The 24,462-nt window shown below is 70.2% G+C and carries 21 protein-coding genes; 11 read left to right on the top strand and 10 right to left on the bottom strand.

Annotated elements, in window-relative coordinates; translation table 11 throughout:
* Positions 1 to 8: 8 nt before the first annotated feature.
* From pilB to ACEN96_RS05570, 6 genes are all read left to right on the top strand, one after another.
* Positions 9 to 1,742, top strand: a complete 1,734-nt coding sequence (gene pilB, locus ACEN96_RS05595) for a type IV-A pilus assembly ATPase PilB (RefSeq protein WP_495587065.1) — start codon at positions 9 to 11, stop codon at positions 1,740 to 1,742.
* Positions 1,743 to 1,867: 125 nt separating this feature from the next.
* Positions 1,868 to 3,103, top strand: a complete 1,236-nt coding sequence (locus tag ACEN96_RS05590; protein WP_495587064.1) for a type II secretion system F family protein — start codon at positions 1,868 to 1,870, stop codon at positions 3,101 to 3,103.
* The gene (locus ACEN96_RS05585; protein ID WP_495587063.1) at positions 3,104 to 4,048 is read left to right on the top strand and encodes a prepilin peptidase; all 945 of its coding nucleotides are present in this window, start codon (positions 3,104 to 3,106) and stop codon (positions 4,046 to 4,048) included.
* Positions 4,049 to 4,064: 16 nt separating this feature from the next.
* Positions 4,065 to 4,664: a dephospho-CoA kinase gene (gene coaE / locus ACEN96_RS05580; protein ID WP_495587062.1), complete on the top strand. Its 600-nt coding sequence runs from the start codon at positions 4,065 to 4,067 to the stop codon at positions 4,662 to 4,664.
* Between the two features lie 76 nt (positions 4,665 to 4,740).
* Positions 4,741 to 5,496 carry a cell division protein ZapD gene (zapD, locus tag ACEN96_RS05575; RefSeq protein ID WP_495587061.1) on the top strand — a complete coding sequence of 252 codons (756 nt, stop codon included), beginning with the start codon at positions 4,741 to 4,743 and terminating at the stop codon, positions 5,494 to 5,496.
* Between the two features lie 13 nt (positions 5,497 to 5,509).
* Positions 5,510 to 5,719 carry a DNA gyrase inhibitor YacG gene (locus ACEN96_RS05570; protein ID WP_495587060.1) on the top strand — a complete coding sequence of 70 codons (210 nt, stop codon included), beginning with the start codon at positions 5,510 to 5,512 and terminating at the stop codon, positions 5,717 to 5,719.
* A gap of 37 nt (positions 5,720 to 5,756) precedes the next feature.
* Here ACEN96_RS05570 and ACEN96_RS05565 read toward each other — a convergent pair whose 3' ends face one another.
* The 3 genes from ACEN96_RS05565 to tal are packed head-to-tail and all read right to left on the bottom strand — an operon-like array spanning position 5,757 to position 8,987.
* Positions 5,757 to 6,377, bottom strand: a complete 621-nt coding sequence (locus ACEN96_RS05565; protein ID WP_495587059.1) for an HAD family hydrolase — start codon at positions 6,375 to 6,377, stop codon at positions 5,757 to 5,759.
* A gap of 34 nt (positions 6,378 to 6,411) precedes the next feature.
* Positions 6,412 to 8,040: a glucose-6-phosphate isomerase gene (pgi, locus tag ACEN96_RS05560; protein WP_495587058.1), complete on the bottom strand. Its 1,629-nt coding sequence runs from the start codon at positions 8,038 to 8,040 to the stop codon at positions 6,412 to 6,414.
* Positions 8,037 to 8,987, bottom strand: coding sequence for a transaldolase (tal, locus tag ACEN96_RS05555; protein WP_495587057.1), 951 nt, complete (start codon positions 8,985 to 8,987; stop codon positions 8,037 to 8,039). The genes pgi and tal overlap by 4 nt, the downstream gene beginning before the upstream one ends.
* A gap of 193 nt (positions 8,988 to 9,180) precedes the next feature.
* On the opposite strand from tal, the gene zwf reads away from it, so the two are divergent.
* Both zwf and ACEN96_RS05545 read left to right on the top strand, forming a co-directional pair.
* Positions 9,181 to 10,626, top strand: a complete 1,446-nt coding sequence (zwf, locus tag ACEN96_RS05550) for a glucose-6-phosphate dehydrogenase (RefSeq protein WP_495587056.1) — start codon at positions 9,181 to 9,183, stop codon at positions 10,624 to 10,626.
* Positions 10,627 to 10,636: 10 nt separating this feature from the next.
* Complete coding sequence (locus tag ACEN96_RS05545; RefSeq protein WP_495588556.1) at positions 10,637 to 11,497, top strand: MurR/RpiR family transcriptional regulator; 861 nt, start codon at positions 10,637 to 10,639, stop codon at positions 11,495 to 11,497.
* A gap of 10 nt (positions 11,498 to 11,507) precedes the next feature.
* Here the strand turns inward: ACEN96_RS05545 and ACEN96_RS05540 are convergent, their stop codons facing one another.
* A complete protein-coding gene (locus ACEN96_RS05540) occupies positions 11,508 to 13,145 on the bottom strand; it encodes a S41 family peptidase (RefSeq protein WP_495587055.1) in 1,638 nt (545 codons plus the stop codon).
* 123 nt (positions 13,146 to 13,268) lie between these two features.
* Positions 13,269 to 13,592 carry a DUF2917 domain-containing protein gene (locus ACEN96_RS05535; RefSeq protein WP_495587054.1) on the bottom strand — a complete coding sequence of 108 codons (324 nt, stop codon included), beginning with the start codon at positions 13,590 to 13,592 and terminating at the stop codon, positions 13,269 to 13,271.
* Positions 13,593 to 13,745: 153 nt separating this feature from the next.
* On the opposite strand from ACEN96_RS05535, the gene ACEN96_RS05530 reads away from it, so the two are divergent.
* Positions 13,746 to 15,200, top strand: coding sequence for an aminotransferase-like domain-containing protein (locus ACEN96_RS05530; protein ID WP_495587053.1), 1,455 nt, complete (start codon positions 13,746 to 13,748; stop codon positions 15,198 to 15,200).
* A gap of 13 nt (positions 15,201 to 15,213) precedes the next feature.
* On the opposite strand, the gene ACEN96_RS05525 is transcribed toward ACEN96_RS05530, so the two are convergent.
* Genes ACEN96_RS05525 through ACEN96_RS05515 form a run of 3 tightly spaced genes read right to left on the bottom strand, consistent with a single transcriptional unit; the run spans position 15,214 to position 18,096 of the window.
* Positions 15,214 to 16,269, bottom strand: a complete 1,056-nt coding sequence (locus ACEN96_RS05525) for an alpha/beta hydrolase family protein (protein ID WP_495587052.1) — start codon at positions 16,267 to 16,269, stop codon at positions 15,214 to 15,216.
* Complete coding sequence (locus ACEN96_RS05520; protein ID WP_495587051.1) at positions 16,266 to 17,249, bottom strand: DMT family transporter; 984 nt, start codon at positions 17,247 to 17,249, stop codon at positions 16,266 to 16,268. The genes ACEN96_RS05525 and ACEN96_RS05520 overlap by 4 nt, the downstream gene beginning before the upstream one ends.
* 19 nt (positions 17,250 to 17,268) lie before the next feature.
* The gene (locus ACEN96_RS05515; RefSeq protein ID WP_495587050.1) at positions 17,269 to 18,096 is read right to left on the bottom strand and encodes an AraC family transcriptional regulator; all 828 of its coding nucleotides are present in this window, start codon (positions 18,094 to 18,096) and stop codon (positions 17,269 to 17,271) included.
* 202 nt (positions 18,097 to 18,298) lie between these two features.
* Here ACEN96_RS05515 and ACEN96_RS05510 point away from each other — a divergent pair, with 202 nt between their 5' ends.
* A complete protein-coding gene (locus ACEN96_RS05510; protein ID WP_495587049.1) occupies positions 18,299 to 19,702 on the top strand; it encodes a pectate lyase family protein in 1,404 nt (467 codons plus the stop codon).
* Positions 19,703 to 19,715: 13 nt separating this feature from the next.
* On the opposite strand, the gene ACEN96_RS05505 is transcribed toward ACEN96_RS05510, so the two are convergent.
* Together ACEN96_RS05505 and ACEN96_RS05500 are read right to left on the bottom strand one after the other, a co-directional pair.
* Complete coding sequence (locus tag ACEN96_RS05505; protein WP_495587048.1) at positions 19,716 to 20,774, bottom strand: AraC family transcriptional regulator ligand-binding domain-containing protein; 1,059 nt, start codon at positions 20,772 to 20,774, stop codon at positions 19,716 to 19,718.
* On the bottom strand, positions 20,771 to 21,664 hold the full coding sequence (locus tag ACEN96_RS05500) for a GGDEF domain-containing protein (protein WP_495587047.1): 894 nt from the start codon (positions 21,662 to 21,664) through the stop codon (positions 20,771 to 20,773). The genes ACEN96_RS05505 and ACEN96_RS05500 overlap by 4 nt, the downstream gene beginning before the upstream one ends.
* A 199-nt stretch (positions 21,665 to 21,863) precedes the next feature.
* Here ACEN96_RS05500 and ACEN96_RS05495 point away from each other — a divergent pair, with 199 nt between their 5' ends.
* Positions 21,864 to 24,452 (top strand): TonB-dependent receptor, encoded by a 2,589-nt coding sequence (locus ACEN96_RS05495; RefSeq protein ID WP_495587046.1) that lies wholly within the window; start codon positions 21,864 to 21,866, stop codon positions 24,450 to 24,452.
* Positions 24,453 to 24,462 lie beyond the last annotated feature (10 nt).

The raw sequence follows: 24,462 nt of genomic DNA, 5'->3' as shown, positions 1-24,462 counted from the left end.
CAACCCCGATGGCGATATCCGTGGACACCACATTGGCCGAACCTCCTCAGTCCGCCCTGTCCGGCGTTGCGCGCGTGCTGGTGCACGCCGGCAAGCTCAAGCCACAGGCCGCCGAGGACCTGGTCAAGCTCGCCCGGGAGAAGAAGACCAGCTTCGTCAACGCCGTCATCGGGTCCGGCGGCGTGTCGCCGACCGACCTGGCCCACACGCTGTCGCACGCGCTGGCGCTGCCGCTGCTGGACCTGAACGCGGTCGATGCGCACAAGCTCCCGCAGAACATCATCGATGCCAAGCTCGCCGCGCAGTACCAAGTCGTGGTCCTGGCGCGCCGGGGCAACCGGCTGTTCATCGGCGGCGCCGATCCGACCGAACAGGAAGTCGTCGAACGCATCAAGTTCGCGACCCAGCTGACCCCGGAATGGATCATCGTCGAGCACGACAAGCTGGTGAAACTGCTCGGCATCTCGGCGGCCTCGGCGGCGGAAGCGCTGGAGGCGATCTCCGGCGAGGACTTCGACTTCGACATCGCCGAGGACGAGGCGCCGCCTCCCGAGGACACGCAGGAGATCACCGACGTGGAGGACGCGCCGGTCGTGCGCTTCCTCCAGAAGATGCTCGTGGACGCGATCAACATGCGGGCGTCCGACCTGCACTTCGAGCCCTTCGAGTACCACTACCGCGTGCGCTTCCGCGTCGACGGTGAGCTGCGCGAGATCACGCAGCCGCCGATCGCGATCAAGGACAAGCTCTCGTCGCGGATCAAGGTCATCTCGCGGCTGGACATTTCCGAGAAGCGCATCCCCCAGGACGGCCGGATGAAGCTGAAGTTCGGTTCCAAGGCGATCGACTTCCGGGTGTCCACGCTGCCGACGCTGTTCGGCGAGAAGATCGTGATCCGTATCCTGGATCCTTCCTCGGCCAAGCTCGGCATCGAGGCGCTCGGCTACGAGAAGATCGAGAAGGAACGGCTGCTGCAATGCATCCACCGGCCCTACGGGATGATCCTGGTGACCGGCCCCACGGGCTCGGGCAAGACGGTGTCGCTGTACACCTGCCTCAACATCCTGAACCAGCCCGGCACCAACATCTCGACCGTCGAGGACCCGGCGGAAATCAACCTGCCCGGCATCAACCAGGTCAACGTCAACGACAAGGCGGGGCTGACCTTCGCGGCGGCGCTGAAGGCCTTCCTGCGCCAGGATCCCGACATCATCATGGTCGGCGAAATCCGGGACCTGGACACCGCCGACATCGCCATCAAGGCCGCGCAGACCGGCCACATGGTGATGTCGACGCTGCACACCAACGACGCGCCGACCACGCTCACGCGCTTGCTGAACATGGGCGTGGCCCCGTTCAACATCGCCTCGAGCGTGCTGCTGATCACCGCCCAGCGCCTGGCGCGGCGGCTGTGCGAGAACTGCAAGGCGCCGGCCGACTATCCACGCGACGCGCTGCTGCGCGCCGGTTTCGTGGAGAGCGACCTGGATGGCAGCTGGAAGCCTTACCGCGCCGTTGGCTGCTCAAGTTGCAACAATGGTTATCGGGGACGTGTCGGCCTTTACCAAGTGATGCCCATCAGCGAGGCAATCCAGCGGATCATCCTGTCCGAGGGAACGGCCATGGACATTGCCGAGCAGGCCCGCGCGGATGGCGTGCGCGACCTGCGGCAGTCGGGGCTGGTGAAGGTCCGGGCGGGCGTCACGACACTGGAAGAGGTGCTGGCGGCCACCAACGAATGAGGCCAGGCACATGACGCGGCGCTCGCGGGCGCCGCGTTCGTGCGTCTGGCTTCGGGCCACCGGGACCGTTCAAACGAGTCAAAGATTGGGAGCGCCGGTCAACCGGCGCGACGGCAGGAGGTGATATGGCAACGACCACCGCGAGCGGCAGGAGCTCTACCAAGGGCATCAAGGAATTCGTCTTCGAATGGGAAGGCAAGGACCGCAACGGCAAGATCGTCCGCGGTGAGATGCGCGCCGGCGGCGAAGCCGTCATCAGCGCCTCCCTGCGCCGGCAGGGCATCCTGGTCACGAAGGTCAAGAAGCGCCGCAGTTCGGGCGGCAAGTCCATCAAGCAGAAAGACATCGCCGTCTTCACGCGCCAGCTGGCGACGATGATGCGCGCCGGCGTGCCGTTGCTGCAGGCCTTCGACATCGTGGCCCGGGGATCGCCGAATCCGCGCCTGACCAAGCTGCTGACCGACATCCGCCAGGACGTCGAGACCGGCACCTCGCTGTCGGCCGCCTTCCGCAAGCATCCTCTCTACTTCGACGCGCTGTACTGCAACCTGGTCGAGGCCGGCGAGCAGGGCGGCATCCTGGAAGCGCTGCTGGACCGCCTGGCGATCTACCAGGAAAAGACCGTCGCGCTGAAGGGCAAGATCAAGTCCGCGCTGACGTATCCGATCGCGGTGATGGTCGTGGCCTTCGTCGTGACGGCCGTGATCATGATCTTCGTCATCCCGGCCTTCAAGGACGTGTTCAAGTCCTTCGGCGCGGACCTGCCGGCCCCCACGCTGTTCGTGATGGCCATGTCGGAGATCTTCGTCGCGTACTGGTGGCTGATCTTCGGCGTCATCGGCGGCGGCCTGTACTTCTTCTTCCAGAGCTGGAAGCGCTCGGAGAAGATGCAGAAGTTCATGGACCGGCTGCTGCTGAAGATCCCCATCTTTGGTCAGCTGATCTACAAGTCGGCGGTGGCCCGCTGGACGCGCACGCTGGCAACGATGTTCGCCGCGGGCGTGCCGCTGGTCGAGGCGCTCGACTCCGTCGGTGGCGCCTCGGGCAACGCGGTCTTCGTCGAGGCGACGGAGAAGATCCAGCGCGACGTGTCGACCGGCGCCTCGCTGACCACGTCGATGCAGACCACCGGCATCTTCCCGATCATGGTGCTGCAGATGTCGTCGATCGGCGAGGAATCCGGCTCGCTGGATCACATGCTCGGCAAGGCGGCCGACTTCTACGAAGAAGAGGTGGACGACGCGGTGAAGGCGCTGTCCAGCCTGATGGAGCCGCTGATCATCGTCTTCCTCGGCACCATCATCGGCGGCATCGTGGTCTCGATGTACCTGCCGATCTTCAAGCTGGGCGCGGTGGTCTAAGTGCTGGACCGGCCTCTGCTGGAAGCCCTGCTCTCGCCCGCGTACCTAGGCCTCATCGGCCTGTGCGTGGGCAGCTTCCTGAACGTGGTGATCTACCGGTTGCCGGTGATGCTGCAGCGGACCTGGCTGTCCGACTGCGCCGACCAGTTGTCGCAGGAGGAAGACCTGCGCACGCACGCCGGGCTCGACGCGGCCCAGGCCCAGCAGCTGGCCGCCTCCGCCGTGCCGCTGCGCCAGGCGCTCGACCGGCTGCCGGCGTTCTCGCTGGTCCGCCCGGCGTCCCGCTGCCCGCATTGCGGTCACGGTCTGCGCTGGCATGAGAACCTGCCGGTCCTGGGCTGGCTGCGGCTGGGCGGCAAGTGCGCCTCGTGCAAGGCGCCGATCTCCAAGCGCTACCCCTTCGTCGAATTGCTGACCGGCCTGCTGTTCGCCGGCGTCGCATGGCGATTCGGCGCGCAGCCGGCGACGCTGCTGTACTGCGGATTCGCCGCGGCGCTGGTGGCGCTGGCCGGCATCGACTGGGACACGACGCTGCTGCCCGACAGCATCAATCAGCCCCTGCTCTGGGCCGGCCTGATCGCCGCCTATGCCCAATGGATCCCGGTCTCGCTGCAGGAGGCGCTGATCGGCGCGGTGGTGGGCTATCTCGCGCTGTGGAGCATCTATTGGGCCTTCAAGCTCGCGACCGGCAAGGAAGGCATGGGCTACGGCGATTTCAAGCTGCTGGCCGCCCTGGGCGCCTGGCTCGGCTGGCAGATGGTGCTGCCCGTGGCCCTGTGCGCCTCGCTGATCGGCGCCTGCGTCGGCATCGGCCTGAAGATGACCGGCGGCCTGCGCGAAGGCCGCTACGTGCCCTTCGGCCCCTTCCTCGCCGGAGGCGGCCTGGCGGTGCTGCTGATCGGGACCTCGCGGGTCGCCGCCTGGCTCGGCCTGCAGCCGGTCTGAACGTTTTCGCGGACCCTTGACCGTGCGCATCGGCCTGACCGGCGGCATCGGCAGCGGCAAGAGCACCGTCGCGGCGGCGCTGGTCGAGTTCGGTGGCGCGCTGCTGGTGGACACCGATGCGATCTCGCGCGCCCTGACCCTCCCCGGGGGCGCGGCGATGGCGGCGATCGAGGCGCGCTTCGGCGCCGCCTTCGTCACCGCCGGCGGCGCCCTGGACCGCGCCGCGATGCGCGAGCTGGCCTTCCGGGACGCCGGGGCCAAGCAGGCGCTTGAAGCCATCCTGCACCCGATGATCGGCGCCGAGACGGCGCGCCAGGCGGCGCTCGCGACGCCCGGCCAGCGGGTGGTGTTCGACGTGCCGCTGCTGGTGGAATCCGGCCGCTGGCGCCGTCTGGTGGACCGCGTCCTGGTCGTGGACTGCCGCGAGGAGACGCAGATCGCGCGCGTCATGGCCCGGTCGGGCCTGAGCGAGGCGGCCGTGCGGGCGATCCTCGACCAGCAGGCCACGCGCACTCAGCGGCGCGCGGCCGCCGACGCGGTCATCCATAACGAGGGACTCACGCTGCCTGAACTCCACGACGAAGTCAGGAACCTGCTCGCCAGTCCCCTGTTCTGACCACCCCTTGCCCCATCGGGGTGATGCGCCGGCGCGCTGTGGAACAATGGCCGCTTGCCGCAAAGGGATGGTCGACTTGGTCCTCTACGAATATCCGTTCAACGAGAGCATCCGCACGATGCTCAGGCTCGAACACCTGTTCGATCGGCTGGGACAGCTGATGGCGCGAGACACCGCGCTGGATCACCACTACGCGCTCGCCACCATCTTCGAAGTGATGGACGTCGCGTCGCGCGCCGACTTGAAAGCGGATCTGCTCAAGGAACTGGAGCGGCATCGCACCCAGTTCAACGGCTACCGGGGCAACCCGGCGGTCTCGGAGGCGGTGCTGGACGAGGTGGTCGGCCGCATCGACGCCGCGTTCGACAAGCTCAACCAGCTGCCCGGCAAGGCGGGCCACGCGCTCACGACCAATGAATGGCTGATGAGCATCCGCAGCCGGATCTCGATTCCTGGCGGCACCTGCGAATTCGATCTTCCCGCGTACTACGCCTGGCAGCAGCTGCTGCCGGTGCGGCGGCGCAATGACCTGATGCAGTGGGCGCAGACGCTGATGCCGATGGCCGAGGCGCTCAACGTGCTGCTGGGCCTGCTGCGCGACAGCGGCTCACCGCACAAGGTGGCCGCGCACGCCGGCCAGTACCAGCAGAGCCTGCCGCCCGGACGCAGCTTCCAGCTGCTGCGCATGCGCATCGATCCCAGCCTCGGGCTGGTCCCGGAGATCAGCGGCCACCGGCTGATGGTGTCGATCCGGCTGATGCGCCAGGACGAGGACGGGCGCTTGAAACCGGCGCCGGTCGACGCCACCTTCGAACTCACCCTGTGTTCCTGACAGCCGTACCGTCATGACCGAGCGATTCATTCCCGCCGCCCCGGCGCCGCGCATCGTCCCCTGCCCGACCTGCGGCGGCGACAGCCTGTTCTCGCCCGCCAACGTCTGGCGCCCGTTCTGCAGCGAGCGCTGCCGTCAGATCGATCTGGGCCACTGGTCCGACGAGTCCTTCCGCGTGGCCGCGCCGCCGACCACCGTCGACGAGGACGACGCCACCAAATGAAGCAACCGGCCCTGGGGCCGGTTCTTCATTGAGCGTCTCACGTGGGCAGCAACTCGCGCCGCACCAGATCCTGGCGAGCGAGCTCGGGCGTCGTGAACAGGTGGGTCTGCCACCCGAGTTCCTTGGCGGCAGCGATGTTGGCCGGATGGTCGTCGAGGAACAGCAGCTCGTGCGCCTTCGCGCCGAACTGTTCGAGCGCCAGGTCGAAGATGGCCTTCGACGGCTTGGACTGCTTCACCCGGCCCGAGAACACGCCCGACACGAACCAGTCCTTCAGCGGGAAGGTCTGCTCGAGGTAGTCCGCGTATGGCTCCGGCATGTTGGACAGGAAGTGCAGTGTGTGCCCCTGCGCCTTCAGGTCGCGGATCAGCGCGGCCGTGCCCTCGATCAGCTTGAGCTCCGACGGCACCGCCTCCATCACCGCCACGATCTCCTCGCGCGGCCAGCCGGTGCGGGCATGGATGCGGTCGGCGGTCGTCGGCGCGTCGATCAGCCCCTGGTCGAAAGCCCCCCAGTCGCCGCTGTAGGCCTGGAAGAAATGCTTGGCGATTTCGGCGCCCTCGATCTCGTCGGGGACGCGGTGGGCCCAGACGCGGGCCAGGAAACTCGGCGGATGCCAGTGGAACAGCACCGCGCCGAAGTCGAACACGATCTTCATCTGTGGGAATCTCTACTGCTGGGGGAGAAGGGGATCAGCCGCGCACCTTGGCGAGCAGCCCGGCGGTGGACGCGTCCAGGCCCGAGGCATCGCCGCTGGTCAACCGCGGGAGCAGGCTGTTGCACAGCGCCTTGCCGAGTTCCACGCCCCACTGGTCGAAGCTGTTGATGTTCCACACGGCGCCGCTGACGAACACGCGGTGCTCGTACAGCGCGATCAGCGCGCCCAGCGAGGACGGCGTCAGCGCATCCAGCAGCAGCGTCGTGCTCGGGCGGTTGCCCGGGAAGCTGCGATGGCGGGCGAGCACCTCGGGATCGAGGTCCTTCGATGCCGTCGGCGCCGACTCGGCGCGCGCGGCTTCGGCGGTCTTGCCCTGCATCAGCGCCTGCGACTGCGCCAGGCAGTTCGCGAGCAGCTTGACGTGCTGATCCTTGAGCTTGTCCAGCAGTTCGCCCCGCACGTGATCGCCGAAGTTGGGCGTCTTCACCGCGATGAACTCGACCGGGATCACGTCGGTGCCCTGGTGCAGCATCTGGAAGTAGGCGTGCTGGCCATTGGTGCCGGCCTCGCCCCAGACGACGGGGCTGGTGCCGAAATCCAGCGGACGGCCCTCGCGGTCGACGCCCTTGCCGTTGCTCTCCATCTCCAGCTGCTGGAGGTAGGCGGGCAGCCGGCGCAGACCCTGGTGGTACGGCGCCACCGAGCGGCTGCCGAAACCGTGGAAGTTGCGGTACCAGACGTCCAGCAGGCCCAGCAGCACCGGCAGGTTGCGTTCCAGGGGCGCCTCGCGGAAGTGGCGGTCCATCGCATGGGCGCCGGCCAGCAGCGCGCGGAACTGGTCCGAGCCCACGGCGATCGCGATCGGCAGGCCGATCACCGACCACAGCGAATAACGCCCGCCCACCCAGTCCCAGAAGCCGAAGGTGGTGTCGATGCCGAACTCGGCCGCGGCCTTCGCATTGCTGGTCGTAGCGGCAAAGTGCCGCGCGATGTCGGTGCCACCGCTGTGCAGGAACCAGGCCTTCGCGGCCATCGCGTTGGCCAGCGTCTCTTGCGTCGTGAAGGTCTTGGACGCAACGATGAACTGCGTCGTCTTCGGATCGAGGCCGCGCAGCACCGGGGCCAGGTCGTGTCCGTCGACGTTGGAGACGAAGTGCAGCTTCAAGCCCGACGGCACATAGGACTGCAGCGCTTGCACCACCATGGCCGGTCCGAGATCCGAACCTCCGATGCCGATGTGCACGACATCGGTGATGCCGCTGCTGGCCCGGTCACGAACGCGGTCGGCGAAGGCCAGCATGCGCGCGAGCGCCTCCTGCACCTCGCCGGAGAACGGCCCCTGCCCGGGCGGCGCGCGCAGCGCCGTGTGCAGCACGGCGCGGCCCTCGGTCGCGTTGATCGGCTCGCCGTTGAACAGCGCCTCGCGCTGCGCCGGCAGCTGCACGTCCCGGGCCAGTTGCAGCAACAGTTCCAGCGCGCGGGCGTCGATGCGGTTCTTCGACAGGTCCGCGAACACCTCCGGCGCCTGCAGCGACCAGGCGGCGAAGCGCTCCGGATCCGCGGCGAAGGCTTGGCGCACGTCGAACGCGCGGCCGGATTGCTGGAAATGGGTGTGCAGGGCCGCCCAGGTCGGGCTGCGGTCGCAACGCGGGAACTCGGTCATCGCAGGCTTTCGATCATCTGGTCCAGCTTGCCGGCGTCGGCGGCAAACAGGCGGATGCCTTCGGCCAGCTTCTCGGTGGCCATGGCGTCCTGGTTGAGGGCGAAGCGGAACGCCGCCTCGTTGAAGGAGACCTTGGGCAAATCCAGCGCCTTGGCCGCGCCGGCGTCCAGCGCGTGCGTCAGCGGCGCCTCGCTGGCCTGCAACTGGGCCAGCAGGTCGGGGCTGATCGTCAGCAGGTCGCAGCCGGCGAGCGCCTGGATCTGGCCGATGTTGCGGAAGCTGGCGCCCATGACCTCGGTCTTGATGCCGTGCTTCTTGAAGTAGTTGTAGATCGCGGTCACCGACTTCACGCCCGGGTCGTTGACACCGGCGTTGGCGGCTTCGTCCCAGCTCGCGCCGGCGGACTTCTTGTACCAGTCGTAGATCCGGCCGACGAAGGGCGAGATCAGCTGGATGCCGTTCTCGCCGCAGGCCACCGCCTGGCAGAACGAGAACAGCAGCGTCAGGTTGGTGCGGATGCCCTCCAGCTCCAGCTCGCGCGCGGCCTGGATGCCTTCCCAGGTCGAGGCGACCTTGATCAGCACGCGTTCGCGGCCGATGCCGGCGTCCTCGTACATCTGGATCAGGCGGCGCGCGCGCGCCAGCGTCGCCACGGTGTCGAAGCTCAGGCGCGCATCGACCTCGGTCGACACGCGGCCCGGCACGACCTTCAGGATCTCCAGGCCGAAGGCCACCAGCACCTTGTCCACGATCAGGTCCAGCGCATCGGTCTTGCTGGCGGCGACGGTGTCCTCCAGCAGATGGGCGTAATCGGGCGACTGCACCGCCTTGAGGATCAGCGACGGGTTGGTCGTCGCGTCGCGCGGCGTGAACTGCGCCAGTTGCTTGAAGTTGCCGGTATCGGCGACGACGGTGGTGAAGGCCTTCAGTTGGTCGAGCTGGTTCATGTGCGTGGCGGAGGTGAAGGAATCGGCTTTGCCGCAGGCGGGAAACCCCGTATTAGACCCGCTCGTGCCGAGCGGTCCGGATGCCGGGTGGCACGTTGACCGGCCCAAGAAACTGGGGCATCATAATTCCGGTAACTTCGTTACATCAAGACATCGCCAACAACTCTTACGCCCGGATGCGGGCGCCGCGCTCATGTCCTTCGATCTCGTCTTCTTTGGTGGCACCGGTGACCTGACCTGGCGCAAGCTGATGCCCGCGCTCTTCCAGGCGTTCCGCCACGGCAAGCTGCCCGAGGGCGGCCGCATCCTGGCCGTCGCGCGCGACGACCAGTCCGACGAGCGCTACCGCGAGTGGCTCAAGGAGCGCTTCCAGGAGGTCGAGGCCGGCAAGCGGCCCAACGACGAGGAGTTCGCCCGCTTCTCCGAGCTGGTGCACTACCGCCGCATGGACCTCTCGCAGCCGGACCATTACGCGCGGCTGAAGGAATGGCTGGGCGAGCGCAATGCCGACACGGTGGTGCTCTACCTGGCCACCAGCCCCCACCTGTTCACGCAGATCTGCCAGCAGCTCGGCGCCGCCGGCCTGAATGGCGAGAACGTGCGCGTGGTGCTGGAGAAGCCGCTGGGCCACGACCTGGCCAGCGCGCAGGAGATCAACCGCGTGGTGCGCTCGGTGTTCGCCGAGACGCAGGCCTTCCGCATCGACCATTACCTGGGCAAGCCCTCGGTGCAGAACCTGATGGCGCTGCGCTTCGGCAACGCGCTGTTCGAGCCGCTGTGGCGCCGCGAAAGCATCGCCAACATCCAGATCACGCTGGCCGAGGGCCTGGGCGTCGGCACCCGCGGACCGTTCTACGACGGCACCGGCGCGCTGCGCGACATGATCCAGAACCATGCGCTGCAACTGCTGACGATGATCGCGATGGAGGCGCCCTCCTCCAACGACGCCGACGCGATCCGCGACGAGAAGCTCAAGGTGCTGCGCGCGCTCAAGCCCTTCACGGCCGAGAGCGTCGCCCGCGACGTGGTGCGCGGCCAGTACCGCGCCGGCAGCGTCGATGGCAAGCAGGTGCCGGGCTACCTCGACGAGGGCAAGATCCCCGCCGGCAGCCACACCGAGACCTTCGTCGCGCTCAAGACCGAGATCCAGAACTGGCGCTGGGCCGGCGTGCCCTTCTACCTGCGCACCGGCAAGCGGCTGGCGGCGCGCGACGCGCAGATCGTCATCAACTTCCGTCCGGTGCCGCATCCGATCTTCCCGGGCAGCAGCTGCCCCAACCGGCTGATCATCAAGCTGCAGCCCGAGGATGGCCTGGAACTCCAGCTGATGGCCAACAAGGGCGGCTCCAGCAACGAGGCGCTGAGCCCGGTCTCGCTGGACCTGGACTTCGACAAGGCCTTCGCCCACACGCGCGTGGGCGCCTACGAGCGGCTGCTGCTGGACGCGATCGCCGGCCGACTGAACCTGTTCGTGCGCAGCGACGAGCAGGAACAGGCCTGGCGCTGGGTCGAGCCCATCCTCAATTTCTGGAAGCAGGACAGCACCGGACCGCGCACCTACGTCGCCGGCAGCTGGGGCCCGCCGGCCTCGAGCGCGCTGGTGGCGCGCGACGGCCACTCGTGGATCGAGGAATGCTGACGCGATGAGCATGCTCGAACGCATCAAGGCCGCGCTGCCGGCACTGCCGCCGGCGGAGCAGCGGGTCGCCAAGCTGCTGCTGTCGGATCCGCGCTCGTTCGCGAACCTGCCGGTGAGCGAGCTCGCCGACCGCTCGCACGTGAGCAAGCCCACCGTCGTGCGCTTCTGCCGCAGCGTGGGCTACGACGGCCTGGCCGACTTCAAGCTCAAGCTGGCCGGCAGCGTCAACGAGGGCGTGCCCTTCGTGCACCGCGCCGTCGACGAGGACGACAAGCCCGGCGACCTGATCGTCAAGGTGGTGGACAACGCGGTCGCGGCGCTGCTGCACTACCGCAACGACGCCGCCAGCCACGCGTTCGAGCGCGCGATCACCGCGCTCTCCGAGACCGCGCGCCAGCGCCAGCGCATCGAGTTCTACGGCGTGGGCAATTCCGGCATCGTGGCGCAGGATGCGCAGCACAAGTTCTTCCGGCTCGGCGCCAACACCTTCGCCTGCGCCGACGGCCATGTGCAGCTGATGAGCGCGACCATGCTCGGCCCCGGCGACTGCGCGGTGATCATCTCCAACTCGGGCCGCAGCCGCGACCTGATGGACGCCGCCGAGATCGCCCGCAAGAAGGGCGCGACGACCATCATCATCACCGCCAGCGGCTCGCCGCTGGCGCAGATGGGACAGTTGCCGGGCCAGGTGCTGCTGGCCGTCGACCACCCGGAGGACTACGACCGCTACAGCCCGATGGTCTCGCGGCTGCTGCACCTGATCGTGGTGGACGTGCTCACCACCGGCGTCGCGCTGCGCCTGGGCGAGAACCTGCGGCCGATGCTGCAGGAGATCAAGCGCAACCTGCGCACCAAGCGTTACGCGCAGTAGGGCGCGCCGCTCAGTTCCGGCCGCCGAGGATGCGGTTGCTGCGCGCCTCGAGCGTTCCCAGCTTGAGCGCCACGGCCTGGGCGCCGGCGGCCCGCGCGGCGGTCGCGCGCGCCATGCCGCCGCTCTCCGAGCCGCGCGCCACCGGGCAGATGCCGCTCGCGCGGTACTGCATCGCCGCGGACAGCATGCCCTCGCCCGAATCGCCCAGCGCATGCTCCAGGTCATCCGGCACCGCGCAGCCCTTGATGCCGGTCGCGCCCGCGCCGGCCGGCACGAAGCCGTCGGCGTAGTCGCCGAAGCCCTTGTTGTTGGTGCCGACGAACTCGATCGGGAAGTAGCTGTAGCCGCAGTTGTCCTTGGCGGTGAAGCCATAGGGCTTGCCGCAGGTGGTGCCGCCGATCAGGATGACCTCGACGTCCACGCCGCGCAGGCCGTTGATCAGCGCCTCGCTGGCCGAGCAGGTGCCCGACTGCGCCAGCACGAACACGCGCTTGAGGTTCAGCGCCGGCAGCGGCTGCTTGGTCGACGAAGTGTCGTAGAACGGCGTCTTCGCATCGTCGCTGCTCGTCTCGGCGGAGCGGCGGCTGTTGTAGCGCAGCTGCTCGAAGGTCTTGCCCGAGGTCGGCCCGCTGCCCGCGATCATGTAGGCCAGCTCGCTGGCGATGAACAGGTAGCCGCCGCCGTTGTAGCGCAGGTCGACGATCAGGTCGGTGACGTTGCTGGCACGGAAGCCCTGCATCGCCGTGATCAACTGCGCCTCGGCCGGCAGGATGTGGTCGTTGAAGACCATGTAGCCGACCTTCGCGCCATCGGCGCCGGTCAGCACCTGCGAGGTCGGCACCGGCGTCTTGGTGACGTCGCCGGCCGTCAGCGAGACGTTGCGGGTCGCGCCGCCGGCCGTGCTCAGCACGAAGCGGTGGGTGGAGCCCGCCGTCTGCGGAAACAGGCCCGCGTTGAGCGCATCCACGCCGGCCGCGTCGCCGGCGTCGGCGGCGGCGCCGTCGACGGACACCAGCGTGTCGCCGCGGCGGACGCCGGCGCGGTCGGCCGCGCTGCCGGGCTCGACGAACTGCACGCGCAGGCCGCGCGGCGGCGTCGGCGACGCCATCCGCCAGTCGATCCCGTAGCCCAGTTCGACGCCGCCCTGCGACAGCGCGTTCCACTCGCGCGTGCTGAGCATGAAGCTGAACTGGTCCTTGCGCTTGCCGCTGGGCGTCGTCTGCTGCGACTTCAGGTCGCTGAAGTAGTTGTTCAGCGCGACGGCGACATCGCTGCCGCTGTAGGCCGCGGCCGACGCATTCAGCGCCGGCACGTCCTCGCGCCAGAGATAGGCCTCGTCGAAGTAGGCGCGGATCCAGTTCTTCTCCGACGTCAGCGACCCGCCGCGCAGATTGGCCGTGGCCTCGGGATTGCCCGGCGCGCACTGCTGGGCGTAGGTCGAACTGGGCTGGATCGACGCATTACCGCCGCTGTTCCCGCCGCTGTTCCCGCCGCCCGTGTTCCCGCCCCCGCTGCCGCTGTTGCCATTGGTGCCCACCACCGGCGCGCCCGCCGAGCCACCACCGCCGCCACAGGCGGCCAGCACCATCGCGGCGACAGCGCTGGCCACGGCCAGACGCGTCACCCGCACCATCGCGGATCGATTCATCGCTACTCCCTCTCGAGGGGACCTCGTCCCCGGTCTTCTGTGTGGTCGGCTCACCCCTTCAGGGGGTCACCCGACCTCTTCGAGGGGCGAGTTATAGCGGCAAACCACCCATGAGCGGTGATCTCAGCCGAGCGATTCCGCCTTCAGGGTGACGAGTGACGCGCCCTCGCCACTGACGACGATCCGCCACCCGCCCCATCGCGGCGGCGCCGGGAGGTCCAGCGTCTGACCGGGGACGAGCCAGTGATCGTCCGGATGCCCGTCGCGGGTGATCCAGGCGCGGCCGCCGAACACCCGCAGCCGCACCGGACGACGCACGCGCAGGGCGATCGGGCGCCCATCGGTCGGCAGCACCACGGCGTCCGGCCCGGACGCGGGAGGAACGAAGGCCGGCGCGGGCGAAAGCCGCAGCCGGAACGGCGTGGGGAGGAGGCGCAGCGGTTGCATGGCCCCAACGATAGAAAGCGGCTGTGCGGCGCTCCATCCACAGGCGCCGGTCAAGGTGGCGCGTACAGCAGACGCACGCGCATCGCCTGTGCTGGCCGGCTTCCCGCCGATCTGTATTGGTTGGCTGCGAGTGACAACACACAGAATCAGCGCATGGACACGCCGCTGTTACCGCTGTACATGCAACTTGCCGACCGGATGGCCCGGTCCATCCGCGCGGGCACCTTGAAGCGCGGCGAACGGCTGCCCTCGGTGCGCGAGCTCGCGGGCCAGCACGGCGTCTCGCTGTCGACGGCGGTGCAGGCCTACCGCTGGCTCGAGGACGCGCGGCTGATCGAGGCCCGGCCGCGCTCGGGCTACTTCGTCGCGGCACGCCCGCCGCGGCTGCCCGAGCCCAAGGTCTCGCGGCCCGACGCCGCCTCGCGCATGGTGGAGCTGGACCATCTGGGCGAGCAGGTGATGGCGCTGTCGCAGGACCCGGCCTTCGTCTCCTTCGGCGCGGCCTGTCCGGGGCCGGAGCTGTTCGACCAGGACCGCGTGCGCCGCGCGATGGCGCGCGCCGTGATGCGGCATCGCGAGCTGCTGTGCACCTATCCGATCGGTCCCGGCATGGAGGAGGCGCGCCGCGCGATCGCGCGGCACGCGCTGGCCCTGGACTGCGTGCTGGACCCGGACGAGGTGGTCATCACCAACAGCTGCCTGGAGGCCATCAGCCTGTGCCTGCGCGTCGTGTGCAAGCCCGGCGACGTGGTGGCGCTGGAATCGCCGACGTACTACGGCTTTCTCGAGATCCTGCAGAGCCTGCACCTGCGCGCGCTGGAGATTCCCACGCACCCGCGGCACGGCATGTCGCTGGACGCGTTGCAGCTGGCGTTCGAGACGCAGCAGGTCAAGGCGGTGCTGATGGTGCCGACGCTGTCGAACCCGCTCGGCGCCAGCCTGCCGGTGCCCGAGCGCCGGCGGCTGGCCGCGATGCTGGCGCGCCACGACGTCCCGCTGATCGAGGACGTGCTCTACAACGACCTGGCCGAGCAGGAGGACAAGCGCCGCGCGGTGAAGTCCTTCGACACGACCGGTCACGTGATGATCTGCGGCTCGTTCTCAAAGACGATCGCTCCGGGCCTGCGCATGGGCTGGGTCGAGGCGGGCCGCTGGGGCCGGGTGTTGCGCCAGACCAAGGCGGTGCAGTCGGGCGCGCAGTCCGGCGTGCTGGAGCTGGCGCTGGCCGACCTGCTGACGCAGGCCGGCGGCGGCGCGGCGCTGCGCCAGATGCGGGCGACGATCGCGGCGCGGGTGGACCAGGCGCGGCGGCTGATCGCGGAGAGCTTCCCCAAGGGCACGCGGGTGTCGGACCCGGCCGGCGGCTTCATCCTGTGGGTGGAGCTGCCGGAGTCGCTCGATGCGGCGCAGCTCTACGAGGCCTGCCTGGCCGAACAGATCGTGATCGCCCCGGGATTGATGTTCTCCGCCAGCCCGCGCTTCCGGCATTGCGTCCGGCTGGGCGTGGGCGGCCAGTGGGGGCCGGAGCATCCCCAGGCGCTGCGCCGGATCGGCGCGCTGGCCAGGACGCTGCTGATGAGCCCCGGCAGCGACGAACTCGCCGCCTAGGCGCGCGGCGGGATCAGCCCTGCAGCCACTCGTCGTCGGGATTCAGACCCTTGGGCGATTTCAGCCGGGTGATCGCCCCCTCGTCGTCGAGCAGCCGCCAGCGCCACCAGTCCGTCGTGATCGACTTGATGAGCGCCTCGTGATGCGCGGCGAGCTTCTCGGGCGCGCGTTCGCGTTCACGGCCCAGCAGGCGCTGGCCGAAACCCGCGCCCCGCTCGCCGCCGCCGCCGAAGCTCATGTGATCGGCGCCCTCCAGCCACAGCTGCGCCTTGGCGCCGGCGGGCAGCGCGTCGTAGACGGCGCGGCGGTAGCGGCCATCGCGCTCCTGGCCGAGCGGATTGCCGTCGAGGCTGCCGGTGAGGCACAGCATCGGACGCGTGATGCTCTTGATGCTGCCGGGGAAATGCCCCGCCGACGGGCTGAAGGCCGCGAAGGCCTTGAAACTGGACACCGTCAGGTCGGGCGCGCTGCGCACCTGGAAATCGCGGCCGGCCGCGGCCAGCGTCGTCTGCGCGCCGAAGGAATGGCCCGACATGCCGAGCGCGTCCGGCCGCACGCGGGCCCACGCGCCCTGGCGTTCCTTCTGCAACTTCAGCACCTGCTCGACGGCGAACTGCACGTCGTGGCCGCGATCGATCAACTGCTCGACGCTGGCCGCCGCCTTCACCGCCGGCAGCCCGCCGCGCCAGATCGCGCGGTCGCTGCCGGGATGCTGCAGATGCAGGGTCGCGATGCCGGCCTCGGCCCAGGCGCGCGCCCATTCGGTCCCGCCGTCGAGGCTCCCGCCCAGCCCGTGCGAGAAGACCACCAGCGGGACGGGCCGGTCGCCTTCAGGCAGGCGCAGCCGCCAGGGGATGTCGCGCAGGCGGGACTGATCGCGCCATTGCCCTTGCTGGACGCCGTTCTCGGGCCCCTCCCGCGCTTCCCGCGCCTCCCGCGCCTCCCGCGCCTCTTGGGCGAACACCGGCAGCCAGCCGCCCGCGGCCGCCGACGCCGCGCAAAGCGCCGACCAGGAAGAAGCGCGCCGGAGCAGCGCGCGGCGGATGGGGTCGTCAGGAAAAAAATTCATGCCGACGACGCGGGCAGTTGCCGTTCCCGCGTCGGCGGCACCGGCTTGAGGCGCAGGGCCCAGCAGATGCCGCCGACCAGCAGCGCCACGCCCGCGGCGCCAAGCAGCGGCGGCCACTGGCCGCGATGCAGCTGCGCGTAGGCCAGCGCGGCCAGCGTCTCGAAGACGATCAACTGGCCGACCAGCGCGGTGGGCAGGCGCTGGCTGGCCTCGTTCCAGCACAGCGTGCCGAGCCAGGACGCGAACAGTCCCACCGCCGCCATCAGCCCGATGAACGGCCACGGCCGCGGACCGGCGGGGAAGTCGAAGCCGGCGGGCAGCAGCGGCCAGCCGGCGCCGTCGGCGAGCGCCAGCACCGCGAACGCGAGCGAGGCCATCGGCAGCGTCACCAGACCCTGCGCGGTCGCCCAGGCGCGCGGGCTGCGGCCGGCGTGGTCGCGCAGCCAGTCGGCATTGCGGATCGGATACCAGGTCCAGCAGGCCAGCGCGATGAGCGCCAGTCCCGCGCCCTGCAGGTAGCGGCCCATCGCCTGCGGCGCGAGCCCGGCCTGCTCGACCTGATTCACGCAGCCGATGCCGGCCGCGATCAGCAGCAGCGCCGGGGCCAGGCCGCGCCAGCGGTAATGGCCGTCGCGCGCCGCGTTGCGGTGGTTGGAGCAGATCGCGATCACGACCGGCAGCGTGCCGATGATCATCGTCGGCAGCGGTCCGCCGGCGCGCTGGATGGCGCCAGCCAGCGTCAGGTAGTAGAGGAAGTTGCCGATGGCGCTGAGCTTCACCGCGTCGAGCCAGTCGGCGCGCGTGAGCCGCCCCAGCTCGCGGCGGTCGATCAGCGCCAGCGGCAGCGCCAGCAGGCCGAAGGCCAGGTAGCGGCCGGCCATCAGCATGGCGGGCGGGTAGTCGGGCAGCAGCAGCGGCGTGACGAACACCAGGCCCCACATCAGGCCGGCGGCGAGCGCGAACAGGAATCCGGACAACATGGCGCAGTGTCGCGCCGCGTCAGGCCCGGCGTCTTGTACCCAGTTGCTGCTGGTAGCGCGCGGGCGTGACGCCGTAGCGGCGCGCGAACGAGCGCGTCAGGTGCGCCTGGTCGGCGAGTCCCACGGCGGCCGCGACCATCGCCGGCGCCTGGCCCGCGGCGAGCTGGCGCTTGGCCTCGTTCAGCCGCAGCGCCATCAACGCCTGCTGCGGCGTCGCGTGGTGCTGGGCCTTGAAGCTGCGCAGGAAGTGGAAGGGGCTCAGGCCCGCGACGGCGGCCAGGCGGCCGGTGTCCAGCGACTCGCCGAGATGGGCCCGCATGTGCTCGATCACCGGCGCGAAGCGCGGCGCGCCGCCGTCGGGGCGCACCGGCGCGCGATGGGCATGGCGGCTCAGGCCCTGGACGAGTTCCAGCAGCGCGCTGTCGAAGGCCAGCGGCTCCTGGGCGCGCCAGAGCGCGGCGATCAGCGCCGCCGCGCGCGTGGCCGACGCCGCGTCATGCGCGACCGCCGCGTCGAAGCGCCAGGCCGGTCCGCCGTGGAGCTCCGCCAGCAGCGCCTCGTCGAGGTAGACCATCCGGTAGCTCCACGCGTCGGCGGTGGCGGCCTCGCCGGTGTGGATGTCCTCGGGGTTCATCAGCATCAGCGTGGCGCGCGGGGCGAGGTGCTCGCCGCCGCGCCAGCGGAAGCGGCCGACGCCGTCGGTGATCGCGCCCAGGCCGTAGGCCTCGTGCGTGTGCGGCTCGAAGCTGTGGCGCAGGATGTGGGCGTGGTACAGCTCGACGCCCGCGCGATGCGCGGGGCGGCGGTACTGGGCCTGATCCTCGGGATGTTCGAACGCCGTGGGCATGGGGCGCAGTCTAGAGCGTCCCCGGCGAACCGCCACGCCGTGCGTCACGGTCGACGAACACCCCCCACAGGAACCGGTGAACGCCCAGCCCGGGGCCGGTGCCTTGAGCGCGCCGCCCGCAGACTCCGGTCATGGACCGCTCATGCGGACCCCTTTGCAATGACGACGGCGGCATTCCGCCGTCTCGTTCAAGAAATGTGTCATGTCCAACCCTCTTCCCCACCGGGCCTCGAGCCCGCCCGAAGCCGCGCCGCGATCGCATCCGCGCCCCGTGGCGGCCTGGCTCGCCGTGGCCCTGGCCTGCCTGCCATGGCACGCCCGTGCCAGCGCCGACGCACCGGCGGTCGCGCCCGTCGAAGCCCCTGCCCATTGCGACGGCGAGGTCATGCCGACGCTCGAAGCGCCCTACGAGTTGCGTTGCGCGCACGACTTCAACATCCGGTCCTTCGAGCGCACGAACGACGACGCCGACCTGGGTCCGGCGATCCGCCTGGCGCTTGAACAGCTGAGTTCGTCCGATGCGTCCGGGCGCCGGCACGTCAGCCTGTTCCTGCCCGCCGGCACCTACCGCTGGGGAGGACCGCTGGAGATTCCGGCGGGCACGGGTCTGGTGGGCAGTCCCGCGGGGATCACCCGTCTCCAGCCCCTTGGCGCCGGGCCGGGCGTCATCACGACGGGCCCGTCGCGCGCGGGGGCCCGCGTCCTGATCGAGGGCCTGCACCTGCCGAATGCCCGGATCGAACTGGGCGCCGCGCCCTCGATCGTCCGGTTCAATGCCTTGACCGGCCTGCGTTCGAGGACGAAGTCCCAGATCGAGGTCAAGGCGGGCCGGCATCGCCTCGAGGGCAACGTGCTGTGGCGCAGCGCCCGCTGGCCCGGCGTCGGCATCAGCATCGGAGCGGTGCCGGCGGCCGGTGCCTCCGATGGCTTGATGGCCGTCGTCGGCAACCTGATCGGCGCGGTGTCCGCGGGCGAGACCTCGACCGAGCCGGCCTCCCGGGCCCATGCGGTCGCGCGGCGGCTGATCGCCGAGAGGCGGCAGAGCCGGGACGCCGACACCAGCCTGCTCGATACCGGCCACTATCGGAACGCGCTGATGTCGTTGCTGTCCGCCGCGCCGCTGGAAGTGCGGAACAACGAGGTGATGCTGAATGCGGCGCCACCCTCGGACATCGAGGCCCGTCACGTCGCCTTCTTCAGCGCCCCGTCGGGGCTCACGCTCCAGGGCAACCGGTTCGGCCGTGACGGCGACTGGGGCCAGGACACGCCCTCGGTCAAGCTCCTGGCGCCTTCCGGCACGTCGGTGACGCGCAATGAGTTCACCCACGTCTCATTGATCATCGACGGCCCGCGCGTGAAGAACACCAATGTCGACGGGAACCGATTCGGCGACACGCGCATCGAGATTCAGGCGCAGGTGGACGGCACCGCCGCCACGGCCACGACTCCCTCGGACCTGCAGGTCGACAACAACCGGTTCAACCCCTCGATCGGCTGCGACATCATGAGACGGCCGTCCACGATCGGCACGCCGAACTTCGATCCCACCGGCAATCTGAAGGGGCCCGACAACCTGCGCCAGCCCGCCGACGTCTGCGCGCACTGAGCCGCGCGCTCCTTCAGAGCAGGCCCGGCGTCATGCCGGTCCAGCGCTTGAACGAGCGCCGGAAATTGCTCTTGTCGTTGAAGCCCAGCGAGCGCGCCACCGCCTCGCCGCGCTGGCCGCGCAGCGTCATCAGGTAGAGCGCCGCGTGCGCGCGCACCTGGTCGAGCTGCGCCTGGTGATGCGTGCCGAGTTGCGCCAGCTGCCGCTTCAGCGTCGCGGGACTGACGCCGAAGCGCTGCGCGCTGCGCTCGAGCGACGGGTCGCCGCCGATCTCGGCCAGCAGATGGTCGTAGAGCGCCGCCAGCTGGCCGCGCCAGCCCGCCTCGGGATCGGCGCCCTGCGCCAGCGCGCCGGCCGCCAGCGCGGGCCGGCCGGCGTTCGCGGCCGACCATGGCGCGGCCGCCTCCCGCAGCGGCAGCCGCATCGCATCGACCTGGCAGCCGAAATGCAGGTCGGCGCCGAGGTAGGCCGCATGCTGCGACAGCTCGCGCGGCCGCGTGCGGTTGAAGCAGAAGGTCCAGGGCAGCGGCCGTCCGCCGCCCAGCCACTGCGCCATCGCCGCGACCGCGCTCATCTGCATGTCCACCAGCAGCGGCTGCAGCGGCGCCGGCGCGCCGCAGGCCTCGGTCCAGACCAGCAGCAGCTCGCCGGTGGTCTCGATCAGCCGCGGCGTCAGCAGCGGCGACAGCCGGGCCGGCCACGCGCACAGCACGCGCAGCGCTTGGTGCAGGTCGCCGGCCTGCTGCAGCGCCTGGCTCGCGAGCCCGTAATGCCCCGGCAGGCTCAACTGGCCGATGACGAAGCCCACGTCGCGCGCCAGCGGCTGCAGCGCCGCGAGCAGCGACAGCAGTTGCCGCGGCGACAGCGCCTGGCCCGGCACGACGCCGCAGCGATCGAGCCATTCGCGCGGCTCGATGGCGCGGCTGCGGGCGAACTCGGCGAGCAGCGCGCCCTGGTAGGCCCAGGGAATGAAGGCGTGATCGGCGCCGTAATGCGGCGCGGCGCGGGACGGCAGCGCGCGGCGCAGCAAGGCCAGCGCGTCCCCGGGCACGGCGGTTGTGGATGGCGTCACCGCAGCCGCTCCAGCAGGCGCAGCAACTGGACCTCGGCGTCCTCGCCGGCCGTCAGCGCGGCGCTGGCCATGCGGGCGCTCACGCGTGCGCGGGTGCGGCCATCGGCGCAGGGATGCACGTGCGAGGACAGCGCCGCCAGCAGATCGCCGGGCAGCGCCGAATCGGCATTCGGCAGCAGCGCGACGAAGCGGTCCGCCGCGTAGCGGCACAGCAGGTCGCCACCGCGCAGCTGCAGCAGCAGCAAGGGGCCGGTGGCCTGGAGCAGGCGGTCGGCCTCGGCCAGGCCATGCTGGCGCGCGAGCGCCGGCAGATCCTGCCAGCCGAGCATCACCAGCGTCGCCGGCGTGCCGGCATGCTGCTGAGCGCGGATCTGGTCGAGCAGGTAGGCGCCATCACCGAGCTGCGTCAGCCCGTCGATCTGCGCGTGTTCGCGATAGCCGCGCTCGCGGCCGGCGCGCAGCGCGTTCAGCGCGAGCTGCTCCTGCCGCCACAGGTGCAGGCCGAAGGTCAGGCCCGCCATGCCGATGACGTGGAAGGTCGATTCCATGCCGAGCAGCAGCGAGTAGTCACGCGGGAACTTCCAGAACTCGTCCATCAGGTCGGCCCAGCCGCCCAGCAGCATTCCCGACAGACCCAGGCAGAGCCAGGTCGTGACGCGGCCGGCGGGCCGGCTGGCACGCAACTGGACGAGCCAGAGGGCGAGCATCGCGATGATCGAGGACTCGCCGGCGACATCGATCCAGCGCCAGATCGCCATCGGCTTGGCGATGGCCCAGTAGGCGAAGCACCAGGTGATGGCGGCCATCGCCAGCAGCAGCGCATGGCCGAAATGGCGCGATCCCGCGACCGGCGCGAGCACCAGCGGCGGGCGAGGCAGCACGACTTTCATGGCGCGCGATGCTAGGCGGCGCGTGTGACAGGCGCTGCCGCGCCGGCGCCGGCGGGACGAAGGGGGTCATTCCGGCTCAATGCGGGCGCGCGCCGGAGCCGACCGCGCCCGGGCATGACGGGAATGCCACGTTGTCACGGACCCGCCATGCGCGGTTCCTAACGTGCGCCGCCATTCCCCGACTCTCCGGACCGACCCCATGCGCACGCCGCCCCGCCCCACCCTCCTCGCCCTGTGCCTGTCCAGCCTGTTCGCCGCCGCGCCGGCGCTGGCGCAGCAGGCCACCGGCGCCAAACCCGATGCCGGGCCCGATGCAAGGCCGGACGCCGTCAAGCTGGACGCCGGCAAGGACGCCAGGGACGCCAAGGCCGACACCCGCAAGCTCGACACGGTCGTGACGGTGGGCCAGGCCGCGGCGCTGCGCTCGGCGATCGACAAGCAGGCCTCGGCGCAGGGCATCGTCAACATCGTGCATGCCGACGGCATCGGCCAACTCCCCGACAACAATGCCGCCGAGGCGCTGGCCCGCCTGCCGGGCGTCTCGGTCGAGCGCGACCAGGGCGAGGGCCGCTTCATCCGCGTCCGCGGCCTGGGGCCCGACTACAACGCCGTCAACATCAATGGCGCGCTGACGCCGGCCTCGCAGTCGGACCGCCGCGCCCCCGGCCTGGACCTGGTGCCGGCCGGCCTGATCCGCGCGCTCGAGGTGCAGAAGACGCTGACGCCGGACCAGGACGCCAACTCGCTGGGCGGCACGGTGACGGTGCGCACGCTGAGCGCCTTCGACCAGCCGGGCCGCCTGTTCACGCTGGAACTGGGCGCCAACCACGACGCCAACGCCGGCAGGACCAGGCCGCGCGGCTCGGTGGCCTTCGCCGACCGCTTCGCCGGCGGCACGCTGGGCGTGGCGCTCGCGCTGTCGGGCGACCAGCGCCGCTTCGCCAGCGACAACGTCGAGACCGGCGGCGCCTGGGACGGCGGCAAGCTCGAGAGCTTCGAGCTGCGCCGCTACACCATCACCCGCGAGCGCCTGGGCGCGGCGCTCAACCTCGACTTCAAGCCGGACGAGGGTTCGCTCTTCTACCTGCGCAGCTTCAGCAGCCGCTTCACCGACGAGGAGAACCGCCAGTCGATGAAGGTGGCGTTCAAGCAGGCGCAGGCGCCCGGCGAGACCGGCAGCGGCACCGTCAGCCGCGGCTTGAAGGCGCGCCGCGAGATCAACAGATCCAGCGCCGCGGTGCTCGGCACCGAGCTGACGCGCGGCGACTGGAAGTTCTGGGCCGAGGCCGGCGCCGGCCGCGCCAGCGAGGACAAGCCCGACACGCTGGCCTCGTCCGCCTTCACCGCCGACTTCGCCGGGCTGGGCTACGGCGACTCCGTCAAGCCGATGCCGGTGCAGGTCGCGGGCCTGGGCGACGCCTCGAAGTACGCGTTCAACAAGGCCAAGATCGAAAAGAGCAGCGCCTCCGACCGCGTGCGGCACGTCAAGGCGGACGTGCAGCGCGGCTTCGACATCGCGGGCTGGGACATCGACGTCAAGACCGGCCTGAAGGCCACGCGCCGCGACAAGGACAACGAGCAGGAGACCTACGCGCCCAGCGCCAAGGTGCTGAAGAAGGCGCCCTACAACCTGGGCGCGGCGCAACTGGGCCTGCCCGGCTATGTCGGCGATGACGCGGTGGATTACCCGTGGACCTCGTTCGGCCCCGGCATCGACGCCGGCAAGCTGCGCGGCCTGTACGGCGCGTACGACCTCAACGCCTTCCGCGACGCGGTCGATTCGGTGGTCAACGACTTCGGCATGAAGGAGCGCACCGACGCCGGCTACCTGCAGGCGACGATCGAGCAAGGCGGCACGCAGTGGGTGGCCGGCGTGCGGCATGAGCGCGTGCGCTTCACCGCCGACGGCAGCGCGTGGAAGGACGGCGTGCCGAGCCCGGTGCACCAGGACACGCGTTCGCGCCACTGGCTGCCGGCGCTGCTGCTGCGCCAGACGCTGGGCGAGGGCCTGGTGCTGCGCGCGGCGCTGACGCACTCGGTCGTGCGGCCGGCCTTCGGCCAGCTGAGCCCGGGCGTGACCGTCGACGGCGACGAGGCCACGGCCGGCAATCCGCGGCTCAAGCCGCTGCGCTCGCGCAACCTCGATCTCGGCCTGGAGCGCCGGCTGGGACGCGATGGCGCGGTGTCGGCGTACGTGTTCCACAAGAAGATCCGCGACTTCGCCTTCCAGACCGACCTGGCGGGCACGCCGGGCTGGGAGGACTTCAGCCATGTCGAGTCCTTCGCCAATGGCGGCGACGCGACGGTGCGCGGGCTGGAGCTGTCGTGGAGCCAGGCGCTCAGCACGCTGCCGGCGCCGTGGAATGGCCTGGTGGTCGGCGCGAACGGCAGCTTCGTGAAGTCGCGCGCGACGATCGGCGGCTACGACGCCGGCCAGTTCGTCAGCCGCCGCATCGCGCTGCCGAGCCAGTCCGACCGCAGCGTCAACCTGAGCCTGGGCTGGGAGTCGCCGGCCTTCGCCGCGCGCGTCGCGCTGAACCACAAGTCGCCCTATCTGCTCGAGGTCGGCGACGTGCTGGACGCGGCCAAGGATCGCAAGGTCGACACGCAGAACCAGATCGATGCCTCGATGCGCATCCAGCTCACGAAGCAGATCCAGCTCAACCTCGAGGCGCTGAACCTGGGCAACGAGCGCTACTACGTGTACCAGGGCAGCAAGGCCTTCAACACCCAGTACGAGCAGTACGGCCGCGCCTACAAGGTCAGCGTGAAGCTGGCGATGTTCTGAGGAGTGCGCG

This window comes from Roseateles sp. Mitsp63, from assembly GCF_059491535.1.
This window is presented reverse-complemented; position numbering and strand designations above follow the sequence as displayed.